Genomic DNA, 21,943 nt, shown 5'->3' with positions numbered 1-21,943 from the left:
TCCCGGGCCGGGCTCTCCGCGGTCGGCGAGGCGGCTCGCTTGCGTCGCGAATGACTCGCTGGGGACCTCGGAGGTCGCGAATGAGTCATTCGCGACCTGCGCGGCGAGCGGAGGTGGCCCGGTGCGGATGACCGGGCTCGCGGGGCGCCGCGCTTGCCGTTGCGGTGGGGCGTGGAGCGGCGGTCCGCAGACGGGTCGGTTCGGCGGCCGGCCGAGGAGTTCGCGGAAGCCGGCGCGGACGAGCGGTGCCCGCGGGGGCGCCCCCCGTCTTCCACGCTACCGGGGACCACCGACAGTTCCGGACCGCGAAAGCCGTGAAGGCCACCTTGAGGAACGCTGGGTTCCTCGAGGAGGCCTTCACGAACGTCGGGTCACGGGGTGTCCGGGTCGTCCTCCCGGGCGCGCTGCGCGGCCTCGCGCATCTCGATGACATCCGTGAGCCAGTCGCCCGTTTCGCGGGCGATGTCGCGGATCGCGCCGGTGATGATCGACGCTATGTTGCCGACGTGCGTCGCGGCCGATTCGGTGATCACCTGCAGGGTGTCCTTGTCTCGTTCGAACTGGCCCACCATGTCACCCTCACGCTGCTCGGAGCTGCCGGTCGGGTTCCACGGTAGTCGGGGACGGCGAAGTCTGCGGGAGAGCGAGCTTCACGATCTTCTTCGCGACCGACCAGAGCTGCTTGCGCAGCGGCCCCGTGTGGTACGGCAGGCCGTACTTCTCGCAGATCGCGCGCACCTCGCCCGCGATCTGCGGGTAGCGGCGCGCCGGGATGTCCGGGAACAGGTGGTGCTCGATCTGGTGGGACAGGTTGCCGCTCATGATGTGGAACAGCGGGCCGCCCGAGATGTTCGCCGAGCCGAGGATCTGGCGCAGGTACCACTGGCCGCGCGACTCCGAAGCCGTCTCCTCCTCGGTGAAGCTTTCGACGTCGGCGGGGAAGTGGCCGCAGAAGATGATCGCGAACGCCCACAGGTTGCGGGTCAGGTTCGCCGTCGCGTTGCCGAGGAACGTCAGCGGGGCCAGCGGTCCGGTCAGCAGCGGGAACAGGACGTAGTCCTTGCCCACCTGCCGCGACGCCTTCCGCACGATCTTCTTCAGCACCGGCACGTTGTCGGCCCACGACCGCTCGCCCTTGACGACGTTCTCGACCTCGAGGTCGTGCAGCATGACGCCCCACTGGAAGAACAGCGCCAGCAGTGTCGCGTACACCGGGTTGCCCAGGTAGTACGGGTGCCACTTCTGGGCCGTGTCCATCCGCAGGATGCCGTAGCCGACGTCGCGGTCCTTGTCGACGATGTTCGTGTACGTGTGGTGGATGTAGTTGTGCGAGTGCCGCCAGTTCTCGGCGGGCGCCACGGTGTCCCACTCGAACCGCTGGGAGCTCAGCGCCGGGTCGCGCGTCCAGTCGTACTGGCCGTGCATGACGTTGTGGCCGATCTCCATGTTGTCGAGGATCTTCGCCACCGACAGCGCGCCGACGCCGGCGAGCCACGCGGGCGGGAAGAACCCGGCGAACAGCAGCGCGCGGCCGGCGACCTCGAGCCCGCGCTGGGTCTTGATGACGGTGTGGATGTAGTCGACGTCCTCCTGGCCGAGGTCGTCGACGATCCGCTGGCGCAGCGCGTCGAGTTCGCGGCCGAACTCCTCGATCTGCGCCGGGGTCAGGCGGTCCTGCAATCCGGTCATGGCAGTCTCCTCACGCGTCGATCTCGACGTCCCCGACGGGGACGGAGATGCAGAGCTGGATTTCTTCGTCTTCGTCGCCGGAGATCTCGCCGGTGCGCGCGTTGCGGACGCGCCCGGCGGTCTTGAGCTGGGTGCAGGAGAAGCAGATGCCCATCCGGCAGCCGTGCTCCGGCGAGAGCCCGGCCTCCTCGGCCTGCTCCAGCAACGGCTTCCCCGAATTCGCGCACTCCCGGCCGCTGCGCTTGAAGCGCACCTGGCCTTCCGCGTTCGCCGTGTCGAAGGTCAACGCCGGCGGCGTGAACTCTTCGGTGTGCACGCGTTCACCGAGCTCTTCGCGCACCGCGTCCATCAGCGGCTTCGGGCCGCAGACGAACGTCTCCGCGTCGCGGGACCACGGCGCCACCTGGTCGAGGTGCGCCGGGGAGAAGAAGCCGCGCAGTTCGCCGCCCTCGGTGTGGGTGTGGGCGTGCACGACCCGCAGGCCCGGGTGCCGCGCGGCGAGCTCGGCCAGTTCGGTGCGGTAGAGCGCGTCGGCCGGGCCGTTCGAGTACTGCACGAACACGATCTCGCCGGTGTGGCCCTCGTCGACCAGGGTGCGCGCCATGGCGAGCACCGGCGTGATGCCGCTGCCGCCCGCGATCAGCAGCACGCGCTCCGGCCGGGTGGCGGGCAACGTGAAGCCGCCGTCCGGAGTGGACAGGTTGACGACCGAGCCGACGCCGAGCGCGCGGTTGAGGTGCCCGGACACCAGGCCCTGCTCCTTGACCGTGAACTCCAGTTCGCCGTCGTACTGCGAACCGCACGGCGAATAGCACCGCGTGCGCCGGACGCCGTCGATCTCCACCTGCACGCGGACGTACTGGCCGGCGGTGAAGCCCGGCCACGCGCGGCTCGGCCGCACGGTGAGGGTGACGCTGTCCGGCGTCTGCTTGCGCACCGCCGTGACCAGCCCGCGGATCTCGCGGCGGACCAGCATCGGGTCGACGAGCTCCAGGTACCGGTCCATCCCGTGCGGCGTCAGCAGGGCCTCGGCCAGCGAGGCGAGGCTGCGCACCCGCCGGGGGATGAGCGCCGTCATCTCGTCCTCCTCGATTACAGTGAACGACTGTACACTGAACAGTGCACTGCAGGAGTGGAGCCGCTGTCAACGCGGGAAGACGAGGATGTGACGTGAGCAACGCGGTGGACATCCGTACGCTGGTCGATGTGTCAGAGGAGCCGGTAAGCCGTCAGGAGCGCAAGCAGCGCACGCGTCAAGCGCTGCTGGACGCCGCCCTCGACCTGCTGGCGGACCGCCCCTTCGCCACGCTCTCCCTGCGCGAGGTCGCGAAGGGCGCGGGCCTGGTGCCGACGGCGTTCTACCGGCACTTCGCCACGATGGAGGAACTCGGCGTCGCGCTCGTCGAAGAAGCGACGCGGACGCTGCGCGGCATGATGCGTTCCGCCCGCACCGACCCGGACACCTACCAGGGGATGATCAGCGCCTCGGTGGCCACCGTGCACCAATTCGTGCGCGCGAACGAGGACCATTTCCGGTTCCTGACCCGCGAGCGCTACGGCGGCGGCCCGCTCGCCCGCGCCATCGCCGTCGAACTGCGCATGTTCTCCGGTGATCTGGCGATCGACCTGGCCCGGTTCGCGCCGCTGCGGTCGTGGAGCACCGAAGATCTGCACATGCTGGCCGACTTGATCGTTTCCGTGATGATCACGACGACCGTCGAACTGCTGGAAGCCCGCCCAGGTGAAGACGCGAAAATCACCGGAACGGCGGAAAAACGGCTGCGGTTGATCCTGCTCGGCATCCCGCACTGGAAAACTCGCTGAACGTTTCCCGCACGACGTTCGTATTTCCCGGCAGAACCCCGAGACTTGCGACTCACGTCACTGGGGACTGTCGGTCCGGCGTGGTACAACCCTCGGACCGTGCCTCGCCGATGAGGAGGTCGTGTGACGGACAGCGAACAGAGTCAGCAGCTCACCGTGGGTGTGGTGACCGAGTCACGCCCCGGGGAGCGCCGGGTGGCGATGGTGCCCAAACTGGTCGGGCGGCTGGCGCAGCGAGGGCTGCGCGTGGTCGTCGAACCGGGCGCCGGGGCCAGGGCGCACCTGAGTGACGACGCGTACACCCAAGCGGGCGCCGAACTCGGCGACGCGTGGGGCGCGCAGATCGTCGTGAAGGTCAACGCGCCCGCGCCGGAGGAAGTCGCGAAGCTGAGCCGGGGATCCGTGCTCGTCGGCTTCCTCGACCCGCGCGGCAACCCGGAGGGGCTCGCGAAGCTCGAAGAAGCGGGCCTGCGCGCGTTCGCGATGGAGGCGATCCCGCGGATCTCCCGCGCGCAGGCGATGGACGCGCTGTCGTCGCAGGCCAGCATCGGTGGCTACCGCGCCGTGCTGCTCGCGGCGCAGAAGCTCCCGCGCTTCTTCCCGATGCTCACCACCGCGGCGGGCACGGTCCCGCCGGCCAAGGTGCTGGTGCTCGGCGCCGGTGTCGCCGGCCTGCAGGCGCTCGCCACGGCGAAGCGGCTCGGCGCGCAGACCACCGGCTACGACGTGCGGCCCGAGGTCGCCGAGCAGGTCAAGTCGCTCGGCGCGCAGTTCCTCGACCTCGGCATCGAAGCGGTCGGCGAAGGCGGGTACGCCCGCGAGCTGACGGCCGAGGAACGCGAGGAGCAGCAGCGGCGGCTCACCGAGGCCATCACGAAGTTCGACGTCGTGATCACCACCGCGCTGGTGCCGGGCCGCAAGGCACCGACGCTGGTCACCGCGGACGCCGTCAAGGGCATGCCCGCCGGGTCGGTCGTGGTCGACCTCGCGGGCGAGACCGGCGGCAACTGCGAGCTGACCAAGCCGGGCGAGGACGTCGTGGAGCACGGCGTCACCATCTCGTCCCCGCTCAACCTGCCCGCCGAAATGCCTTCGCACGCGAGCGAGCTGTACGCGCGCAACGTCACCGAGCTGCTGGAGCTGCTGGTGACGAAGGAAGGCGCGCTGGAGCTGAACTTCGAAGACGAGATCGTCGCCGGTGCCTGCGTGGCCGGGCGCGAAGGGAGCCCGGCATGAGTCCCCTGGTGCAGAACCTCGCGGTGCTCGTGCTTGCCGGGTTCGTCGGCTTCGCCGTCATCTCCAAGGTGCCCAACACCCTCCACACCCCGCTGATGTCCGGCACCAACGCCATCCACGGCATCGTGCTGCTCGGCGGCCTGGTCGTGCTCGGCCTCGGCGTCGACGGCGTCTTCAACAAGATCCTGCTGGTGATCGCCATCGCCTTCGGCACGATCAACGTCGTCGGCGGGTTCCTGGTCACCGACCGGATGCTGTCGATGTTCAAGGGCAAGAAGCCCGCTCCCGCCGATGAGGAGGAGCAGAAGTGACCGACTTCGTCGCGATCCTCTACATCGTCGCGTTCGCCCTCTTCATCTACGGCCTGATGGGCCTGACCGGACCGCGCACCGCCGTCCGCGGCAACTGGATCGCCGCGGTCGGCATGGGCATCGCGGTGCTCGCCACCCTGCTCACCCCGGGCATGGGCAACTGGCTGCTCATCGTCCTCGGCGTCGCGATCGGCGCGGTGGTCGGCGTCCCGTCGGCGCGCAAGGTCAAGATGACGGCGATGCCGCAGATGGTGGCCCTGTTCAACGGCGTCGGCGGCGGCGCGGTCGCGCTCATCGCGTGGGTGGAGTTCAACTCGACCGACGGCTACGCGCACGAACCGGCCTACATCGCGATCGCGTCCCTGTTCGCCGCGATCATCGGGTCGATCTCGTTCTGGGGCTCGAACGTGGCGTTCGGCAAGCTCCAGGAACTGATCAGCGGCCGCCCGATCAGCATGGGCAAGCTGCAGCAGCCGGTCAACGCGCTGCTCCTGCTGGTCGCGCTCGCCTGCGCGGTGGCCATCATCGCCGGCGGCGACTCCTGGCTGCTCATCGTCGGGCTGCTCGTCGCGGCGGGCATCCTCGGCCTGACCGTCGTGCTGCCGATCGGCGGCGCGGACATGCCGGTCGTCATTTCGCTGCTCAACGCCTTCACCGGCCTGTCGGCCGCGGCGATGGGCCTGGCGCTGGACAACACGGCGCTGATCGTGGCGGGCATGATCGTCGGCGCGTCCGGCTCGATCCTGACCAACCTGATGGCCAAGGCGATGAACCGGTCCATCCCGGCGATCGTCGCGGGCGGCTTCGGCGGCGGCCCGGCGGTCTCGGCCGGCAGCGGGGCGAAGGAAGAGCGCCCGGTGCGCTCGACCAGCGCGGCCGACACGGCGATCCAGATGGCGTACGCGAGCAAGGTCGTCGTGGTGCCCGGCTACGGCATGGCCGTGGCGCAGGCCCAGCACACCGTCCGCGAGATGGCGAAGCTGCTGGAAAAGAAGGGCATCACGGTCGCGTACGCGATCCACCCGGTCGCCGGCCGGATGCCCGGGCACATGAACGTGCTGCTCGCGGAGGCCGACGTGCCGTACGAGCAGCTCAAGGAGATGGACGAGATCAACTCCGAGTTCGCCCAGACCGACGTCGCGCTGGTGATCGGCGCGAACGACGTCACGAACCCGGCGGCGCAGACCGACCCGAGCTCGCCGATCTACGGGATGCCGATCCTCAAGGTCAACGAAAGCCGGTCCGTGATCGTGTTGAAACGCGGCATGAGCTCCGGCTTCGCGGGTATCGACAACGACCTGTTCTACGATCCGAAGACCAGCATGCTCTTCGGGGACGCCAAGTCGTCGGTGGGCGAGATCGTGGAGGAACTCAAGGCGTTATGACGACCGGGTCGGATGTGCGTGCCGCGTTCACCGACCCCGCCGAGAACCTCGCGTTCGACGAAGCACTCCTCCGGGTTGCGCCCGAGTCACCGGTCCTGTGGCTCTGGCGCAACCCGGTTTGCGTCGTGGTGGGGCGCGGCCAGCGGATCGCGCGCGAGGTGCGCGTTCCGGAGTGCGAGCGCGACGGCGTCCCGGTGCTGCGGCGGGCCAGCGGCGGCGGCACCGTGTTCCACGACCCGGGCAACCTCAACGTGACCCTGGTGCTGCCCGGCCCGGCCGACCGGCCGCTGGAGGCGCTCGGCCAGGTGATGAGCGCCGCCGTCGACCAGCTGGGCCTGGTGCCGCGGATCGGCGACCGCGGGCTGTTCATCGGCGACGCGAAGCTGTGCGGGTTCGCCGTGTTCCGCACCAAGACCGGGCTGCTGGCGCACTCGACGCTGCTGGTCGAGACGTCGGCGGCGCTGGTCGGGCGCTACCTGACGAGCGCGCCGGCGGATCCGCGGCCCCTCGATTCGCACCGCAGCCCGGTCGCGTCGCTGGCCGAGCACGGCGTCCGGCCCGGCTTCCCGGCGGTCGAGGCCGCGGTGCGGGCGGCGGCGTCGCAGATCCTCGGGACCTTCGTGCCGCGCCCGCCGACCGAGGCCGAACGGACGCGGCAGCGGGCGTTGCTGCACACCCGCTACCACTACCCGTCGTGGCACGCGGACGGCGCCCAGCGCGCGGCCTGACCGCTGTCTACAGTGGACTTACTCGGCGGCCGAAAACGTGACGCCGGGCACCTTCCGCGTCGTCGCGCGCGTGGTCTTCTTCGGCTCCGCCGGCTTCCGGGTGCGGGTGGTCTTCGCCGGCTCGGCCTTCGCGGTGGCCGTCTTCGCCTTGGCCGCGGCCTTCGGCGCCGCCTTCGTGGTCTTGGCAGTGGTCTTGGCGGTGGTCTTCTTCACCGCGGCCTTCGCACGGGGCCGCTTGGCGCCCGGCACGATCCGCGGACGGCGCTTGCGGCCCCCGGTGCGGCGGCCGGCGTCGGCGTAGCGCTGCAGGAGCTCGCGCAGCGCGTCGGCGTTGGCGAAGGAGAGGTCGATGTCGTAGTCGATGCCGTCCAGCCCGAACCCGACCGTCTCCGCCGCGGCCTCGCCGGTCAGATCATCCAGCACCCGCACAGCCGTGTTCTTGGCCACGACAACCTCCCGTGCTCCGGTCTTCGCGCGCACCGGGCCGACGGCACCCGGTACCGCCGAGGAAAACTTGCAGCTTCCTGACGAGGATAGCCGCTGGCTTGCGCGATCCCGCGCGGTGGTGTGCGCTGAACCCATGGCTGCACAGACTTTTGACGTAGTGGTGATCGGCGCGGGCCCGGTGGGGGAGGTGGCCGCCGAACGGGCCGCTCGCGGCGGCCTGAAGGTCGCCCTCGTCGAGCACGAACGCTTCGGCGGCGAGTGTTCGTACTGGGCCTGCATCCCGAGCAAGGCGTTGCTGCGGCCGGGAAACCTCCTCGCCGCCGCCAAGCGCGTGCCCGGCGTGCCGGTCGGCGACCGGGTCGACCCGGCGGCGGTCTTCGCGCGCCGTGACTGGTTCACCGGCAAGGGCGACGACTCGGGACAGGTCGACTGGGCGCGCGGCGCCGGCATCGAACCGGTCCGCGGGCACGGCGCGATCACCGGTGAGCGGGAGGTGACCGTCGGCGGCGACCGCGTGCTGACCGCGCGGCACGCGGTGATCGTGTGCACGGGCAGCGTGCCCAGCACGCCGAAGATCCCGGGCCTCGACACGATCCGGCCGTGGGGTTCGCGCGAGGCGACGTCGGCGGAGTCGGCCCCGGCGCGGCTCGGCGTCCTCGGCGGCGGCGTGGTCGGTGTCGAGATGGCGCAGGCGTTCGCCTCGCTCGGCTCCGAGGTGCACCTGGTGATCTCCGGCGAGCGCCCGCTGCCGCGCAACGCGCACTTCGCCGGGGACCTCGTGCTGCACGGGCTGCGCGAAGCCGGCGTGTACGTCCACACGGAGTCGGGCGTCGAGCGGGTCGCCGCCGGGGCGGCCGGCACCGAGCTGACCTTGAAGGACGGCGAGACGGTCGTCGTCGACGAGTTCCTGGTGGCGACCGGGCGCCGTCCCGCGACCGCCGGGCTCGGCCTGGAGACGCTCGGCGTCGAGGCGGGCTCCGCGCTGGAGGTCGACGACACCGGCCGGGTGTCCGCAGTGGACGGTGGCTGGCTGTACGCGGCGGGCGACGTCACCGGCCGCGCCCCGCTGACCCACCAGGGCAAGTACGGCGCTCGCGCGGCCGGCGACACGGTGGCGGCGCTGGCGGCGGGGACCGAAGTGGCTCCGGCGCCGTGGAGCCGCTTCACCGCGACGGCCGACCACCACGCCGTGCCGCAGGTGGTGTTCACCGACCCGGAGGTCGCGGCGGTCGGGCTGGCGGACGCGCGGCCGGGGTCGGCCGACCGGGTCGTCGACATCGACATCGCGGTGGCGGGCTCGTCGCTGCACGCGGACGGCTACACCGGCAAGGCCCGGATCGTCGTCGACACCGAGCGGAACGTGCTGCTCGGCGTGACGTTCGTCGGTCCGGACGTCTCGGAGCTGCTGCACTCGGCGACGATCGCGATCGTCGGCGAGGTGCCGCTGGACCGGCTGTGGCACGCGGTGCCGTCGTTCCCGACGATCAGCGAGGTGTGGCTGCGGCTGCTCGAGGCCTACGGGCTCTGAGTCACTGCGTGGGCAGGTCGAGCGCCGCCTTCGCGGCGCGGCCGAGGCCGGGATCGTCCGGAGTGGACGGTCCCGGCGCCCAGACGGCCTGCACCAGCCGCACGGAGGTGCCTTCGACCTTGGAGGCGTAGGCGGCGTTCTCGAAGCGCGGCGGGGCGGTGTCGCCCCACTTGCCGGTCTCGGTGGCGAGGTCGAGGATGCCGCCCCCACCCGGCGTGTCCGCGACGGCCTTGAAGGCGGCCGCCTGCGAGGCGTCGGGGAACTGGACGATCCCGACGGTGACGGCCCCGGGCCGCCCGTCGACGGTCGCGGCGTAGCTGGCGCGCCGCACCCCGGAGCAGCTGGTCCGCTGCAGGCTGGCCTGGGCGTCCCCGAAGGCGTGCGACGCGCACCGCTGATCGGCGTCGGCGGCGCGCAGGGCGAACTGCAGGCTCTGCGCGGGAGCGGCGTTGCTCGGACTGGCGGGCGGCGGCTGGGTACCGGGCGTGGGCGGCCCGGTCGGCGCGGCGGCGGTGTCGTCCCCGGTGGTGGCGACGGCGATCGCGGCGACGACAAGGAGCACCAGCAGGCCGATGGCGCCGAGGGGGAGCCAGCGGACGGTGCGGGAGGTTTCTTCCGGTTGGGGCTGGGGTCGGGGTCGCGGCTGGGGCGTTCGTGCGGCGGGGAGGGGGAGCTTGTCGGTGCGCTCGGTGCGCTCGGTGTCCGGGGTGGACGGTGCGGGCTCACTCGGCCGGGTGGACTTCGGTGCTTCGGTGCCCGGGAACACCGGCGGTGCGAGGGGGAGGACTTCGGTGCGTTCGGTGTCCGCGAGCGCGGGTTCCGGAGCCGACGCGACCTCGACGAGCGAGATCTCGGCGGCGATGGGGAGTTTCGGCTGCGGCGCGGGCTTGGCGGGCGAGGTATCGGCGGCGGGAGGTACCGGCGCTGGCTTGGCAGCCGCGGGTTCGGCGGTGGGAGGCTCGGGCACGGCTCCGTAAGCGGCGGAAGGACTCAGCACGGCCTCGGCGGGCGGGGTTTCCGAGGTGGCGGGCGGATTCGGCGCGGGCTCGGGGCGCGCGGTTCCGGAATCGGCTGAAGGGCTCGGTTCGGCCTCGGCGGGCGCGTTTTCGGAGATGGCGGGCGGATCCGGCGCGGGCTGAGCGGCCGCGGTTCCGGAGGTGGTGGGCGGGTTCGGCCCGGCCTCGGCAGGCGTGGCGTCAGTGGCGGGAGATTCCCGCTCCGTCGCGACCTCGGCTTCCGCGAGCGGTGCGGCGGGCTCGGCGGGTGTGGGCTCGGCGGCCGGAGGGAGTTCTGGCTCCGGTGCGGGTTCGGCGAGCGCGGGTTCGGCCGGTGGGAGTTCCGGCTCTGGCGCGACTTCGGCTTCCGCGAGCGGTGCGGCGGGCTCGGCGGCCGGAAGAAGTTCTGGCTCCGGTGCGGACTCGGCGAGCGCGGGCTCGGGGGCCGCAGTGGCGTCGGCGAGTGCGGTTTCGGGCTCGGCGACAGGCGCTTCGGCCTGCACCGGCTTGGGCTCGGGCAGGGGCTGGGGCGGGACCGGGGTCGCGGTCCGCCAATCGGACACGCCGGACGGGGCCGAAGCGGCGGCCGAGGCGGCAGCGGCCGCCGGGCTCGCCGTTTGCTTCGGGACCTCCGGGCCGCTGTCCCAAAGGGACTCCGGGGGCGCGTCGTCCGTGAAGCGGCTGAAACCCTCGCCCACCAGGATGTCGTCCGAAAACTCCGGGGCGTCCGGGGCCAGGCCGCGGATCAGCGCCCGCACCTGGTCGACCGACCGGGGCCGGTGCGCTGTTGCCAGCGAGACCGTCGCCGCCAGCATCGTCGTCGGGGTCGGGTGCAGGACGCGGACCGGGCCGGCCAGGTCGCTCGCCGGCTGGTCGACCGTCTCCACGTACGGGCCCACCGCGATGATCGTGCCCACCGGGGCCGTGCCCGGGACCACCGCCGCGATCTTCCGCTCGCACGCCTGGGAGACGTCCAGGGCCTCCGTGGCCGGGTTGACCGCGTCGTCGTCGGCTACCAGGGGCCAGCCGTCCGCGCGCCACGACGCTCCCAGCGGGGCTTCCAGGCGCAGGGCCGGGTCCGGGAGGTCCACGCCGATGACGATGATCACGCCGTGGGGCAGGATGACCACCGCTTCGATCGGGCGGTCCGTCACCGTGCCGACGCCGATCAGGGCGATGCCGCCGATCACGGTGCTGCCGCGGCCCAAGGATGCCAGTGCCGCCCGGATGTCGTCCGCCACCCGGGACTGCTGCCGCTCCAGGCGCACCAGTCGCACCGAAAACCCCTCCCTGCTCGTCGTTCCGGGTCATCACGCTAGCGCGCGTGGCCGTATCCATCGTGCGACACGGGGACGACGCGGCCGCGTGCCCTCCGAAAGTGGTGCCCCGGGTGACTTGTGGTGTTCATGTGGCCAAACAGCACGGTTGGGGTGCAGAATGTGCTTCAACGCATCGGAGGCGGCATTCGGGAGCCGCACTGAAGCCGTTCCGCAGCTCGAGTCAGGGCGTAGGGGAAGACGTCCCTCGTCGAGCAACAAGCGGAGGTAGCAGTGAGCACCCGTGGCAGCACCCGAGGTGTGGTGTACGTCCACTCGTCGCCGTCTGCGGTGTGTCCGCACGTCGAGTGGGCCATTTCGGGCACCCTGGGTGCCCGCGTTGACCTGAAGTGGACGGCGCAGCCGGCCAGTCCGGGTCAGCTTCGCGCCGAATGCGGCTGGCGCGCGCCCGCGGGCACCGGCGCCAAACTGGCGGCCGCGCTCAAGGCGTGGCCGATGATTCGGTTCGAGGTCACCGAAGAGCCCAGCGCGGGCGTCGACGGCGAACGGTACTGCTTCGCGCCCGGCCTCGGCCTGTGGCACGGGCGGACCAGTGCCAACGGCGACATCGTGGTGGGCGAAGACCAGCTGCGCGCCCTCGTCGCCATGACCCGCGGAGGTGAGTCCCTCGCGCACAAGCTCGACGAACTCCTCGCCGCGAGCTGGGACGAGGCGCTCGAGCCCTACCGCCACGCCGGGGACGGCGCCCCGGTGACCTGGCTGCACCAGGTCGGGTAGCCGCGGGACGGGGGCCGGTACGCTCACGGCGTGACCACCCCCGCCCCCAGCTCTCGCCAGCGCTGGCTGGTGCCCGTCGTGGTCGTCGTGCTGTCCGTGACCGTCGGGGCCGGCCTGCTCGCGCGCGAGCTCTACCGCCGTCCCGACCAGTCGGCCGACGACACCTCCGCCGCGGTCTCGCCGCCGTCGACGTCGGGCAGTGGCGAGCCGGCTGCCGCGGACGCCGTGCGGATGACCGACGACGCGCGGGCGCACCCGCAGGCCGACGCCGTCCGCCGGGTCATCGAGACGTACTTCTCGGCCATCAACACCAAGCAGTACCAGCAGTGGACGAGCGTGGTCAGCGCACAGCGGGTGGCCGAACAGTCACTCACCGCCTGGAAGAACGGCATCCGGACCACAAAGGACCGGGACGCCGTCGTCTACCGGATCGAGCGTGGCTCCGGCTCGTCGCTGCGGGTCCTGGTCGGGTTCACCAGCGTGCAGAACCCCGAGGACGCCCCGCAGTTCTTCCAGGAGCCGTGCATCAAGTGGCGGCTGGTGCTGCCGATGGTCGTCGAGCAGGCGGCGCTGAAGATCGATTCGATCGACAAGGGACCGCCGCCCGAACACGAAAAGTGCTGACGAAAAAAGGGGCCCGGCCGAAGCCGGGCCCCTTTTCTTTCGCGTCCGTCAGGCCGCGGGGGTGAACAGCAGGGCGGTGTTGTGGCCGCCGAAGCCGAACGAGTTGCTGATCGCCGCGGTCAGCTCGACCTTGCGCGGCTCACCCGAGACGACGTCCAGCTGCACCCGCGGGTCCAGGTCGGTCAGGTTCATCGTGGCCGGCACGATGCCGTGGTAGAGCGACAGGATCGTGATGATCCCCTCGACCGCGCCGGCGCCGCCGACGAGGTGGCCGAGCGCGCCCTTCGGCGCCGTCACGACCGGGTGTTCCCCGACCGCGTTGCGGATCGCCGCCGCCTCGCCGATGTCACCGACCACAGTGGACGTCGCGTGGGCGTTCACGTGCCCGACGTCCGCCGCGGTGACGCCGGCCATCTTCATCGCCGCGCGCATCGCGGCGATCTGGCCGATGCCCTCGGGGTGGTTGCCCGTGATGTGGTAGGCGTCCGAGGTGATGCCGTGCCCGGCGATCGTCGCGTAGATGCGCGCCCCGCGGGCCTTCGCCAGGTCCGCGCGCTCCAGGATGACCACGCCGGAACCTTCGCCGAGGACGAAGCCGTCCCGGTTGGCGTCGAACGGCCGCGAGGCCGCGCCCGGGTCGTCGTTGCGCGTGGACACCGTGCGGGCCTGGGCGAACCCGGCCAGCGTGATCGGGTGGATGCACGCTTCGGCACCGCCGGCGACCACGACGTCGGCGCGGCCGGAGCGGATCATCTCGACCCCGCTCGCGATGCCTTCGGCTCCCGAAGCGCAGGCCGAAGCGGGCGAATGCACGCCGGCCCGCGCCTTCAGGTCGATGCCGACGTGCGCGGCCGGGCCGTTCGGCATCAGCATCGGCACGGTCAGCGGCGACACCTTGCGGAGACCCTGCTGGTGCAACAGATCGTTCTGGGTGAGCAGGGTGACCGGGCCGCCGACGCCGGTGCCGATCGACACGCCGAGGCGGTCGGGGTCGACGTCGGTGTGCTCGTCGGTCGGCTCGCTGTACCCGGCGTCGGCCCACGCCTGACGCGCGGCGATCAGCGCGACCTGCTCGCAGCGGTCGAGCCGGCGGGCCTGCACCCGCGGGAGGACCTCCGAGGGATCGACGGCCAGCTGACCGCCGATCTTGACCGGCAGCTGCAGTTCCTCGACCCAGTCGGCCTCGATCGCCCGGACCCCGCTCCGCCCGGCCAGCAGACCGTCCCAGGTGGACGTCACGTCCCCGCCGAGCGGTGTGGTGGCGCCGAGACCGGTGATCACGACGTCGATGTTGCTCATGGGAGTCTCCTCAAGGAGGGGAAGAGGACTTACTTGGAGTTGGCCGAAACGTAGTTCACGGCGTCGCCCACGGTCTTGAGGTTGGCGAGCTCGTCGTCCGGGATCTTGACGCCGAACTTGTCCTCGGCCTGCACGGCGATCTCGACCATCGACAGCGAGTCGATGTCCAGGTCGTCCACGAACGACTTCTCGGCGGTGACGTCGTCCTGAGCCACACCGGCCACCTCTTCGACGATCTCGGCGAGGCCGGCGAGGATCTCAGCGTTGTCAGCCATGGGGTAGTTCCCTTCTCGGTGTTTCTGGGGTCTCTGGTCCGCGGGCGAAATTGCCCGCGGGGAGCGTAACGGTGGTCAGGGGCAGACGAACGCCTGCCCGGCGTAGGACAAGCCCGCGCCGAACCCGACCGCCAGCACCACGTCGCCGGACTTCGCCGTCCCGGCCTTGCGCATGTGGTCCAGCGCGAGGGGGATGGACGCCGACGAGGTGTTGCCGGAGTACTTGATGTCGTCCGCGACGACCATGTCCTCACGGGCGCCTTGCGCCCGCAGCTTCTTCGCGATCGCCTCGACGATGCGCAGGTTCGCCTGGTGCGGGATCAGCACGTCCACATCGGACGGCTTCAGCCCGGCGACCTCCAGCGCGCGCAGGGCGATCGGCGCGATCTGGGTGGTCGCCCACCGGAAGACCGACTGGCCCTCCTGGTAGATGAACTTCTCTTCGGTCATCCCGATCAGGTCGACCAGGTCGCCCGCGCTGCCCCAGGAAACCGGGCCGATCATCGGCTCGTCGGACGCGCCGACGACCGCGGCACCGGCGCCGTCGGCGAAGATGATCGCGTTCGCGCGGTCGGTCGGGTCGATCGAGTCGGTGAGTTTCTCGGCGCCGATCACGAGCACCTTCTTGGCGGAGCCGCCGCGGATCAGGTCGGAGGCGACGCCCAGGCCGTAGCAGAACCCGGCGCACGCGGCGTTGAGGTCGAACGCGCCCGGGCTCGGGATGCCGATCCGCGCGGCGACCTGCGCGGCCGCGTTCGGGATCGGCGTCGGCATCGTGCAGTTCGGCAGGATGACGGTGTCCACTTCGGACGGATCGACCCCGGCGTCGGCCAGCGCGGCGGTGCCGGCGGCGACCGCCATGTCGGTGAGCAGCTCGCCCTTGTCGGCGAAGCGGCGCTCGATGATGCCGACGCGCGTCCGGATCCACTCGTCGTTGGTGTCCATGATCTTCGAGAGGTCGTCGTTGGTGACGACCTTCTCGGGCTGGTAGCTGCCGACGCCCAGCACGCGGCTGCCGCGGGAGCCCGGGTTGAGGCTCAGGGCCGGTCGGTCGGTCACGAGGCGTCCTCCTGGCGCAGCGCGGCCAGTTCGGCCGGCGTCTTCAGCGCGGTGGTAGTGGTGACGACGCCCTTGAGCTGCCGCTTGACCAGGCCGGTCAGCGTGCCTGCGGGCGCGAGTTCGACGGTGCGGGTGACGCCGAGCGAGACCAGGCCGTCCATCGTCAGGTCCCAGCGGACCGACCGGGTGACCTGGGCGACCAGGCGCTCCAGGTACTCGGCCCCGCTGGTGACGACGGTGCCGTCCGCGTTGGACAGCAGCGGCCGGGTGGGGTCGGCCGGGGTGAGCTCGGCGGCGTGGGCGCGCAACGCCTCTTCGGCGGGCGCCATGTACTGCGTGTGGAACGCGCCGGCGACCTTGAGGGCGCGGATCTTCGTGCCTTCCAGGGGCTCGGCGACGATCTTCGCGACGGCGTCGGCGGCGCCGGAGGCGACGATCTGCCCGGCTCCGTTGCGGTTCGCGGCGGTCAGGCCGCGTTCTTCCAGCCAGGCGACGACCTGCTCGGGGTCCCCGAGCATGACCGCGGCCATCGACGTCGGTTCGAGCGCGCAGGCCTTCGCCATCTCGGCGCCGCGGACGGCGGCGAGCGCGACGGCGTCCTCAGGCTTCAGCACGCCGGCGATCGCGGCCGCGGCGAGTTCGCCGACGGAGTGGCCGGCGACCGGCGCGTCCGCGGCGACCGGGGCGGTGGCCTGCAGGTGCTCGAAGGTGAGCAGCGAGAGGGCGACGATCAGCGGCTGCGCGACCGCGGTGTCCTGGATCTCGTCCGCGTCCGCCTCGGTGCCGAGGTGGAGCAGGTCGAGCCCGGCGCGGTCGGACCACTGGGCGACGCGCTCGCGCGCGCCGTCGAGGTCGAGCCAGGGCGTGAACATGCCGGGGGCCTGGGACCCCTGACCGGGAGCGAGGACTGCTGCTGTCACCCTCTAAGACAACACGGCGAGGGTGCTCTCCCGGGATGCCGACGCTCACAGTGTCTACGCGGCGTCTTTGTCGGAACCCTCCAAAGACGCGCCGGAGAAGCTCGCGCGTAACCCGGATGCCTTGTCGGGTTCAATCACCTTTCGCTGTTAAGTCCATCACGTGACGCGGCCCTCACCAGAGGCCGCGTGCGCGGGCCAGCCTGCCCACCGTCAACGCGATCCGCAGCACCAGCGCGTCCCGCGGGTCGGTCGGCTGGCAGCCGGTCAGCTCCGCCGCCTTCCGCAACCGGTACCGGACGGTGTTCGGGTGCACGAACAGCGTCTTCGCGCACGTCTCGAGCACGCCGCCGCTCTCCAGGTACGCCTCCACCGTGCGCTGCAGCGTCGGGCCCGCTTCCTCCAGCGGGCGCGCGATCGAGTCCACCAGCAGGCGCTCGGCCTCGGCGTCCCCGGACAGCGCGCGCTCGGGCAGCAGGTCTTCCGACCGGACCGGCCGGGGCGCGTTCGGCCAGCCGACCACCGCGCGCAGCCCGGAGAGCGCCTCCGTGGCGCTGTGGTGGGCTTCGGCCAGCGACGGGACCGTCGGGCCGGCCACCACCGGGCCCTCGGCGAACGCGACCGACATGCGCGCCAGGATTTCCCGCTCCTTGACCCCGCCGTCGGTCGGCCCGCCGACCACGACGACCAGCCGCGAGCCCTGGACCGAGAGCAGCACCGGGCGGCCGACGCGGGCGGCGCGGCTGCGGACCTCGAACACCACGGCGGGCGGGTCGTCCGACGGCGGGTTGCCGACCAGGACGGTCGCCGCCGCGGTCGGGTCCCAGCCCAGCGCCGTGGCGCGGGAGAGCACCGACTCCTCGGCGTCGCCGCGGACGATGCCGTCGACGACCAGCGCCTCCAGCCGGGCGTCCCACGCGCCGCGCGCTTCCGCGGCGGCGGCGTAGGAATTGGCCGCCGCGAACGCGATTTCCCGGCCGTACCGCAGGATTCCTTCGATCAGCGCCGCGCGTTCCCCTTCGCTCGCGGCGAAATCGGGCAGCTGCTCTTCGAAAACCTCGATCGCCAGCCGCACCATGCCGACGGCCTGGCGCAGGCTGATCCACCGGGAGAGCTCGGCCGGCGCGTCGCGGAACGCCTCGGTCGTCAGCTTCAGCGCTTCCTCCGAGTCCCGCAGCCAGCTGACGAACCCCGCGGCGCCGGCCTGGGTGATCAGCAGCACGCTCGCGCGCTGGTCGGCGGGCAGCCGGGCGAACCAGGTCAGCCGCTGCTCCATCACCGCGATGCTGGCGCTGGCCAGGCTGCCGGACGCGTGCTCGAGCCGCCGGAGCGTCTTCGCGGACAGTCCGTGGTGCTTCGGCACCCGGCGCGGCGTGGTGGTTCCATCCATGGCGGACGCGATCCTACGTGCTCCGCAACTTTCGTAGCCCCCGGTGGCAACGCCGGACGCTATGCGGTGCGTGCACGTACTGCCTAGGATCGCGGGCACCGGGGAACACAAGAGAATGGGGGACCGGGATGACCGGTTTAGAGATCGACGCGATCTCCAAACGCTACGGCGACGTGGTCGCTTTGCGGGAAATGACCTTCGACGTCCGGCCGGGCGAATTGTTCGGGTTCGTCGGCAGCAACGGGGCGGGGAAGACCACGACGATGCGCATCGCGCTCGGCGTGCTGTCGGCCGACGCCGGCGAAGTCCGCTACGACGGGCGGCCGGTGACGCACGAAACGCGGCGCCACATCGGGTACATGCCCGAAGAACGCGGGCTCTACCCGAAGATGAAGGTCGCCGAGCAGCTGACCTACCTCGCGCGGCTGCACGGCATGTCCGCGGCCGAGGCGCGGACGTCGACGGAGAAGTGGACCGAACGGCTGGGCGTCGCCGCCCGCCGCGAAGACGAGGTGCAGAAGCTCAGCCTCGGCAACCAGCAGCGCGTCCAGCTGGCCGCGGCGCTGGTGCACGAGCCGCGGATCCTGGTGCTCGACGAGCCGTTCTCCGGCCTCGACCCGGTCGCGGTCGACGTGATGAGCGCGGTGCTCAAGGAAAAGGCCGCCGAGGGCGTCCCGGTCGTGTTCTCCAGCCACCAGCTCGACCTCGTCGAGCGGCTGTGCGACCGCGTCGGGATCGTCCGGAGTGGACAGATGGTCGAGGTCGGCACGGTCGGCGAGCTGCGCTCCGGCGGCGCCGTGCGGCTGCGCGTCGACGTCCCCGAAGCCGGTGACGGCTGGGCCGACGGCGTCCCGGGCGTGCGGGTGCTCGGCCGCAAGGGCACGGTCACCGAGCTGGAGCTGGGGGAGGACGCCGACGACCAGGACGTCCTCAAGGCGGCGCTGGCCTCCGGGCCGGTGCGCGAGTTCGCGCGCGAACAGCCTTCGCTGGCCGACCTGTTCCGTTCCGTCGTGACGACCGAGGAGGTTCCCGCATGAGCACGCCGCTCCCGGACGTGCGGATGAGCCCGATGAGCGCGGTCGGCCTCGTCGCCTCGCGCGAGATCGGCACCCGCGTCAAGTCGAAGGCCTACCGCGTCACCACCGTGGTCATGCTGCTGCTGATCGTGGTCGGCATCGTGCTGATCAAGCTGATCTCGGGCGGCGGCAGCGCCGACTCGACCGTCGGCTACACCCCGGCGACCGCGCCGCTCTCGGCGTCGCTGAAGGCCGGTGGCCAGGCCGTCGACGAGAAGATCGACGTCACCCAGGTCGCCGACGAGGCCGCCGGGCGAGCCAAGCTGGCCGACGGCTCGATCGACGCGCTGCTCACCGGCGACGGCAAGACCGTGCACGTCCAGGTGAAGAAGGACCTCGACGGCAAGCTCGCGAACGTCCTGCAGCTGCTGTCCCGGCAGGTCGCGCTCGACCAGCAGATCACCGCGCTGGGCGGGAACCCCGCGCAGTTCGAGGCGGCGATCGCCTCGGCGAAGTTCATCGAGGACCCACCGCTGGAGCAGCCGTACGACTACAACGGCCAGCAGCTGGTGCTCGGCATCGCCGCGGGCATCCTGATCTATCTCTCGCTGATGATCAACGGCCAGAGCGTGGCGCAGGGCGTGGTCGAGGAAAAGACGTCGCGGGTCGTGGAACTGCTGCTGTCGACGATCAAGCCGTGGCAGCTGATGGCCGGGAAGGTGCTCGGCATCGGCGTGGTCGGGCTGATCCAGATGCTGGTGATCGGGGCCGGCGGGGTGATCGCCGGATTGGCGTCCGGCGTGCTCACCATTTCCGTTTCGGCCGCCGTCGGCACGGTCGTCTGGCTGATCGTGTGGTACCTGCTCGGGTTCTTCATGTACTCGATCGTGTTCGCCGCGCTGGGCGCGCTGGTTTCGCGCCAGGAAGACGTCGGCGGCGCGACGATGCCCGCGTTGATGTTCGTCATCGCCGGGTACGTCGTCGGCATTTCCGTGCTGCCGTCGGACCCGGGGAACACGTTCGTCGAGGTGCTTTCCGTGATTCCGGTGTTCGCCCCGACGCTGATGCCGATGCGGCTGGCGATGGGCGGGGTCCCGGTCTGGGAAGCCGTGTTGTCGGTGGGGCTCGTGGTGCTGATGATCCCGGGGTTGATCTGGCTCGCCGCGCGGATCTACCGGAACGCGGTCATGCGCAGCGGCGCGAAGGTGAAACTGCGCGACGCCCTGCGCGCCGCCTGAGGTTCGCCGATTGTTCATCCGGCCCTCGGACGCTTCGGCGTCCGGGGGCCGGAACACTTTTGCCTTCCGGACGCTCGAGCCTCTTCACGATGCTCGACGGTGCCCGGTAAATGCTCGAGGCCGCCCGGCGCTCGCGGTTTACGCTGCGCCGGACGGCCTCGTCTCCCCGGTCCCCACCGGTAGAACCAGTATGGCCACCGGTGATCTTTCCGCGCCAGTCGTCTCACTCGATCGTGGGGCGCACGAGTTGCCGTCGCTGGGTACCTGATCAACGATCCGGTGCAACACAGCGGCACCACCCCGAATCTGCGGGTGGAGATTCGGGCGCAAAACCCGTGGAGGGAGTCATATGGGCCAGCAACTGAAGGACGGGCTCGGGCAGGCGTGGAACCTGGTGGCCACGTTCGTCCCGAAACTCGTGGGATTCTTGATCATCCTGCTGATCGGCTGGCTGATCGCGAAGGCGATCTCGAAAGCGCTGGGGCTCGTCCTCGGAAAGGTCGGGTTCGGGAAACTCGTCGAGAAGACCGGGCTTTCCGGCAGCGTCGGCAGCCAGAAGATCGACGCGGCCGGGATCCTCGTGAAACTGGTCTACTACTTCGTCCTGCTGATCGCGCTGCAGCTGGCGTTCGGCGTGTTCGGGCCGACGAACCCGGTGAGCCAGCTGCTCAACGACATCATCGCGTTCCTGCCGCGGATCGTGGTCGCGCTCGTGCTCGTCGTGGTGGCCGCGGCCATCGCGAAGGTCGTGCGTGACGTCGTCGCGTCGGCGCTGTCCGGCCGGGGCGCGGCGCGGCCGCTCTCGATCGGCGCCTACTGGCTGATCATGGCGTTCGGCATCATCGCGGCCCTCGGCCAGGTGAACATCGCGACGGCGATCACCGGCCCGGTCCTGATCGCGGTCCTCGCCACGATCGGCGGTGTGATCGTGGTCGGCTTCGGCGGCGGCCTGATCAAGCCGGCCCAGGACCGCTGGCGCGGCTGGATGGCGAACATGGAGCACCAGCTGGAGACGCCGCAGCAGCGCACCGGCGAGATGGGCACCGCCGCGCGCCCGCGCATGCCGGTGGGGGCGGACAACACCCCGACGCCGCCGGCGGGCACCCCGCGTCCGCCGGTCTGATCCGGCAGCGGTGAAAACGGGAACGGGCCCGGCGGACGAGGAAGCCGCCGGGCCCGTTCCCGCGTTACGCTGGGGCGATGGGGGTCGTCGCGGCGCTCTGGCGCTATCCGGTGAAGTCGATGGCGGGGGAGCGGCTGACCGAGGTCGCGGTCGGGGAGCGCGGCCTCGACGGCGACCGCCTCTACGCGGTCCACGATCCCGGCGGCAAGTTCGGCAGCGGCAAGAACTCCACCCGGTTCCGGCGGATGCCGGGGCTGCCCGCGTTCGCCGCCCGCTACGACGGCGACGTCCCGGTGCTGACCTTCCCGGACGGGCGCGTGCTGCGCGGTGACGACGGCGGCGTGCACGCCGAGCTCGCCGCCGCGCTGGACTTCCCGGGCGTCAGGCTGGTGGCGGAAGGCGAGCTCCCGCACCACGACGAAGCCGCCGTCCACCTGGTCACGACGTCGTCGCTGGCCTGGCTGGCCGAGCGCACGCCGGGTGTCGCGCTCGACGAGCGGCGCTTCCGGGCCAACCTGCTGCTCGACACCGGCCCGGCGCCCGGGCTCCCCGAGGAAGCCTGGGTGGGGGAGCGGCTCCGGATCGGCGAGGTCGAGCTGGAGGTGCTCCGCAAGGCCGTCCGCTGCGTGATGGTCGGGCTGCCGGCCGGCGGGCTGCCCGCCGCGCCCGGGCTGCTGAAGACGATCTCCGAGGTGAACGGCGTGACGTTCGGCGTGCAGGCGCGCGTGGTCCGCGGCGGCGCGCTGCGCGTCGGGGACGTCCACGAGGTGGGATGTTCCGCCCCTCACACTCCCTAGGGAATTCA

Annotated in this window: 22 protein-coding genes; 12 read left to right on the top strand and 10 right to left on the bottom strand. The window is 71.4% G+C overall.

Going from position 1 to position 21,943, the window contains the following annotated elements; genetic code table 11:
- Nucleotides 1-371 precede the first annotated feature (371 nt).
- From MUY14_RS25985 to MUY14_RS25975, 3 genes are read right to left on the bottom strand one after another with little or no spacing between them, the layout of a single operon-like run.
- Complete coding sequence (locus MUY14_RS25985; RefSeq protein ID WP_086859936.1) at nt 372-572, bottom strand: hypothetical protein; 201 nt, start codon at nt 570-572, stop codon at nt 372-374.
- 7 nt (nt 573-579) lie between these two features.
- Nucleotides 580-1,689, bottom strand: coding sequence for an acyl-CoA desaturase (locus tag MUY14_RS25980; RefSeq protein ID WP_247012739.1), 1,110 nt, complete (start codon nt 1,687-1,689; stop codon nt 580-582).
- A 10-nt stretch (nt 1,690-1,699) separates the two neighbouring features.
- Nucleotides 1,700-2,767, bottom strand: a complete 1,068-nt coding sequence (locus MUY14_RS25975; protein ID WP_247012737.1) for a ferredoxin reductase — start codon at nt 2,765-2,767, stop codon at nt 1,700-1,702.
- Between the two features lie 92 nt (nt 2,768-2,859).
- Between MUY14_RS25975 and MUY14_RS25970 the strand changes: the two genes are divergently transcribed.
- The 5 genes from MUY14_RS25970 (at nt 2,860) to MUY14_RS25950 (ending at nt 7,173) form a co-directional block, all read left to right on the top strand.
- On the top strand, nt 2,860-3,513 hold the full coding sequence (locus tag MUY14_RS25970) for a TetR family transcriptional regulator (protein WP_247012734.1): 654 nt from the start codon (nt 2,860-2,862) through the stop codon (nt 3,511-3,513).
- A 123-nt stretch (nt 3,514-3,636) separates the two neighbouring features.
- Entirely contained in the window at nt 3,637-4,749 is a 1,113-nt protein-coding gene (locus MUY14_RS25965; protein ID WP_247012732.1) for a Re/Si-specific NAD(P)(+) transhydrogenase subunit alpha, read from the top strand.
- A complete protein-coding gene (locus MUY14_RS25960; RefSeq protein WP_086679991.1) occupies nt 4,746-5,060 on the top strand; it encodes an NAD(P) transhydrogenase subunit alpha in 315 nt (104 codons plus the stop codon). The genes MUY14_RS25965 and MUY14_RS25960 overlap by 4 nt, the downstream gene beginning before the upstream one ends.
- Nucleotides 5,057-6,445: an NAD(P)(+) transhydrogenase (Re/Si-specific) subunit beta gene (locus MUY14_RS25955; RefSeq protein WP_247012730.1), complete on the top strand. Its 1,389-nt coding sequence runs from the start codon at nt 5,057-5,059 to the stop codon at nt 6,443-6,445. The genes MUY14_RS25960 and MUY14_RS25955 overlap by 4 nt, the downstream gene beginning before the upstream one ends.
- The gene (locus MUY14_RS25950; protein ID WP_247012728.1) at nt 6,442-7,173 is read left to right on the top strand and encodes a lipoate--protein ligase family protein; all 732 of its coding nucleotides are present in this window, start codon (nt 6,442-6,444) and stop codon (nt 7,171-7,173) included. Before MUY14_RS25955 ends, MUY14_RS25950 begins: the two co-directional genes overlap by 4 nt.
- Nucleotides 7,174-7,191: 18 nt before the next feature.
- On the opposite strand, the gene MUY14_RS25945 is transcribed toward MUY14_RS25950, so the two are convergent.
- Complete coding sequence (locus MUY14_RS25945) at nt 7,192-7,620, bottom strand: histone-like nucleoid-structuring protein Lsr2 (protein ID WP_247012727.1); 429 nt, start codon at nt 7,618-7,620, stop codon at nt 7,192-7,194.
- 133 nt (nt 7,621-7,753) lie between these two features.
- Between MUY14_RS25945 and MUY14_RS25940 the strand changes: the two genes are divergently transcribed.
- The gene (locus MUY14_RS25940) at nt 7,754-9,148 is read left to right on the top strand and encodes an NAD(P)/FAD-dependent oxidoreductase (RefSeq protein ID WP_247012724.1); all 1,395 of its coding nucleotides are present in this window, start codon (nt 7,754-7,756) and stop codon (nt 9,146-9,148) included.
- Nucleotide 9,149: 1 nt separating this feature from the next.
- Here the strand turns inward: MUY14_RS25940 and MUY14_RS46970 are convergent, their stop codons facing one another.
- A complete protein-coding gene (locus MUY14_RS46970) occupies nt 9,150-11,420 on the bottom strand; it encodes a hypothetical protein (protein ID WP_281506181.1) in 2,271 nt (756 codons plus the stop codon).
- Between the two features lie 273 nt (nt 11,421-11,693).
- Here MUY14_RS46970 and MUY14_RS25930 point away from each other — a divergent pair, with 273 nt between their 5' ends.
- Both MUY14_RS25930 and MUY14_RS25925 read left to right on the top strand, forming a co-directional pair.
- Nucleotides 11,694-12,197, top strand: coding sequence for a DUF3145 domain-containing protein (locus tag MUY14_RS25930; protein ID WP_247012722.1), 504 nt, complete (start codon nt 11,694-11,696; stop codon nt 12,195-12,197).
- A 30-nt stretch (nt 12,198-12,227) separates the two neighbouring features.
- Complete coding sequence (locus MUY14_RS25925) at nt 12,228-12,821, top strand: hypothetical protein (RefSeq protein WP_247012720.1); 594 nt, start codon at nt 12,228-12,230, stop codon at nt 12,819-12,821.
- A gap of 48 nt (nt 12,822-12,869) precedes the next feature.
- On the opposite strand, the gene MUY14_RS25920 is transcribed toward MUY14_RS25925, so the two are convergent.
- The 5 genes from MUY14_RS25920 to MUY14_RS25900 form a co-directional block, all read right to left on the bottom strand.
- On the bottom strand, nt 12,870-14,120 hold the full coding sequence (locus MUY14_RS25920; protein WP_247012718.1) for a beta-ketoacyl synthase: 1,251 nt from the start codon (nt 14,118-14,120) through the stop codon (nt 12,870-12,872).
- 29 nt (nt 14,121-14,149) lie between these two features.
- Nucleotides 14,150-14,395, bottom strand: coding sequence for an acyl carrier protein (locus tag MUY14_RS25915; RefSeq protein ID WP_004559006.1), 246 nt, complete (start codon nt 14,393-14,395; stop codon nt 14,150-14,152).
- Nucleotides 14,396-14,470: 75 nt separating this feature from the next.
- The gene (locus MUY14_RS25910; protein WP_247012716.1) at nt 14,471-15,454 is read right to left on the bottom strand and encodes a beta-ketoacyl-ACP synthase III; all 984 of its coding nucleotides are present in this window, start codon (nt 15,452-15,454) and stop codon (nt 14,471-14,473) included.
- Nucleotides 15,451-16,374, bottom strand: a complete 924-nt coding sequence (locus tag MUY14_RS25905; protein ID WP_281506180.1) for an ACP S-malonyltransferase — start codon at nt 16,372-16,374, stop codon at nt 15,451-15,453. Before MUY14_RS25905 ends, MUY14_RS25910 begins: the two co-directional genes overlap by 4 nt.
- Nucleotides 16,375-16,546: 172 nt before the next feature.
- Nucleotides 16,547-17,761, bottom strand: a complete 1,215-nt coding sequence (locus MUY14_RS25900) for a CdaR family transcriptional regulator (RefSeq protein ID WP_247012712.1) — start codon at nt 17,759-17,761, stop codon at nt 16,547-16,549.
- Between the two features lie 128 nt (nt 17,762-17,889).
- Between MUY14_RS25900 and MUY14_RS25895 the strand changes: the two genes are divergently transcribed.
- The 4 genes from MUY14_RS25895 (at nt 17,890) to MUY14_RS25880 (ending at nt 21,935) form a co-directional block, all read left to right on the top strand.
- Entirely contained in the window at nt 17,890-18,798 is a 909-nt protein-coding gene (locus MUY14_RS25895) for an ABC transporter ATP-binding protein (RefSeq protein WP_247012710.1), read from the top strand.
- A complete protein-coding gene (locus tag MUY14_RS25890; protein ID WP_247012708.1) occupies nt 18,795-20,015 on the top strand; it encodes an ABC transporter permease in 1,221 nt (406 codons plus the stop codon). The genes MUY14_RS25895 and MUY14_RS25890 overlap by 4 nt, the downstream gene beginning before the upstream one ends.
- 349 nt (nt 20,016-20,364) lie before the next feature.
- A complete protein-coding gene (locus tag MUY14_RS25885; protein ID WP_247012707.1) occupies nt 20,365-21,138 on the top strand; it encodes a mechanosensitive ion channel family protein in 774 nt (257 codons plus the stop codon).
- Between the two features lie 77 nt (nt 21,139-21,215).
- Nucleotides 21,216-21,935 (top strand): MOSC domain-containing protein, encoded by a 720-nt coding sequence (locus MUY14_RS25880; RefSeq protein WP_247012705.1) that lies wholly within the window; start codon nt 21,216-21,218, stop codon nt 21,933-21,935.
- The last annotated feature ends 8 nt before the right edge of the window (nt 21,936-21,943 follow it).

The sequence above is a fragment of the Amycolatopsis sp. FBCC-B4732 genome (assembly GCF_023008405.1).
GTDB classification, from domain to species: Bacteria; Actinomycetota; Actinomycetes; order Mycobacteriales; family Pseudonocardiaceae; genus Amycolatopsis; species Amycolatopsis pretoriensis_A.
Note: the sequence above shows the minus strand (reverse complement) of the source record. Positions and strands in the feature narration are given on the sequence as shown.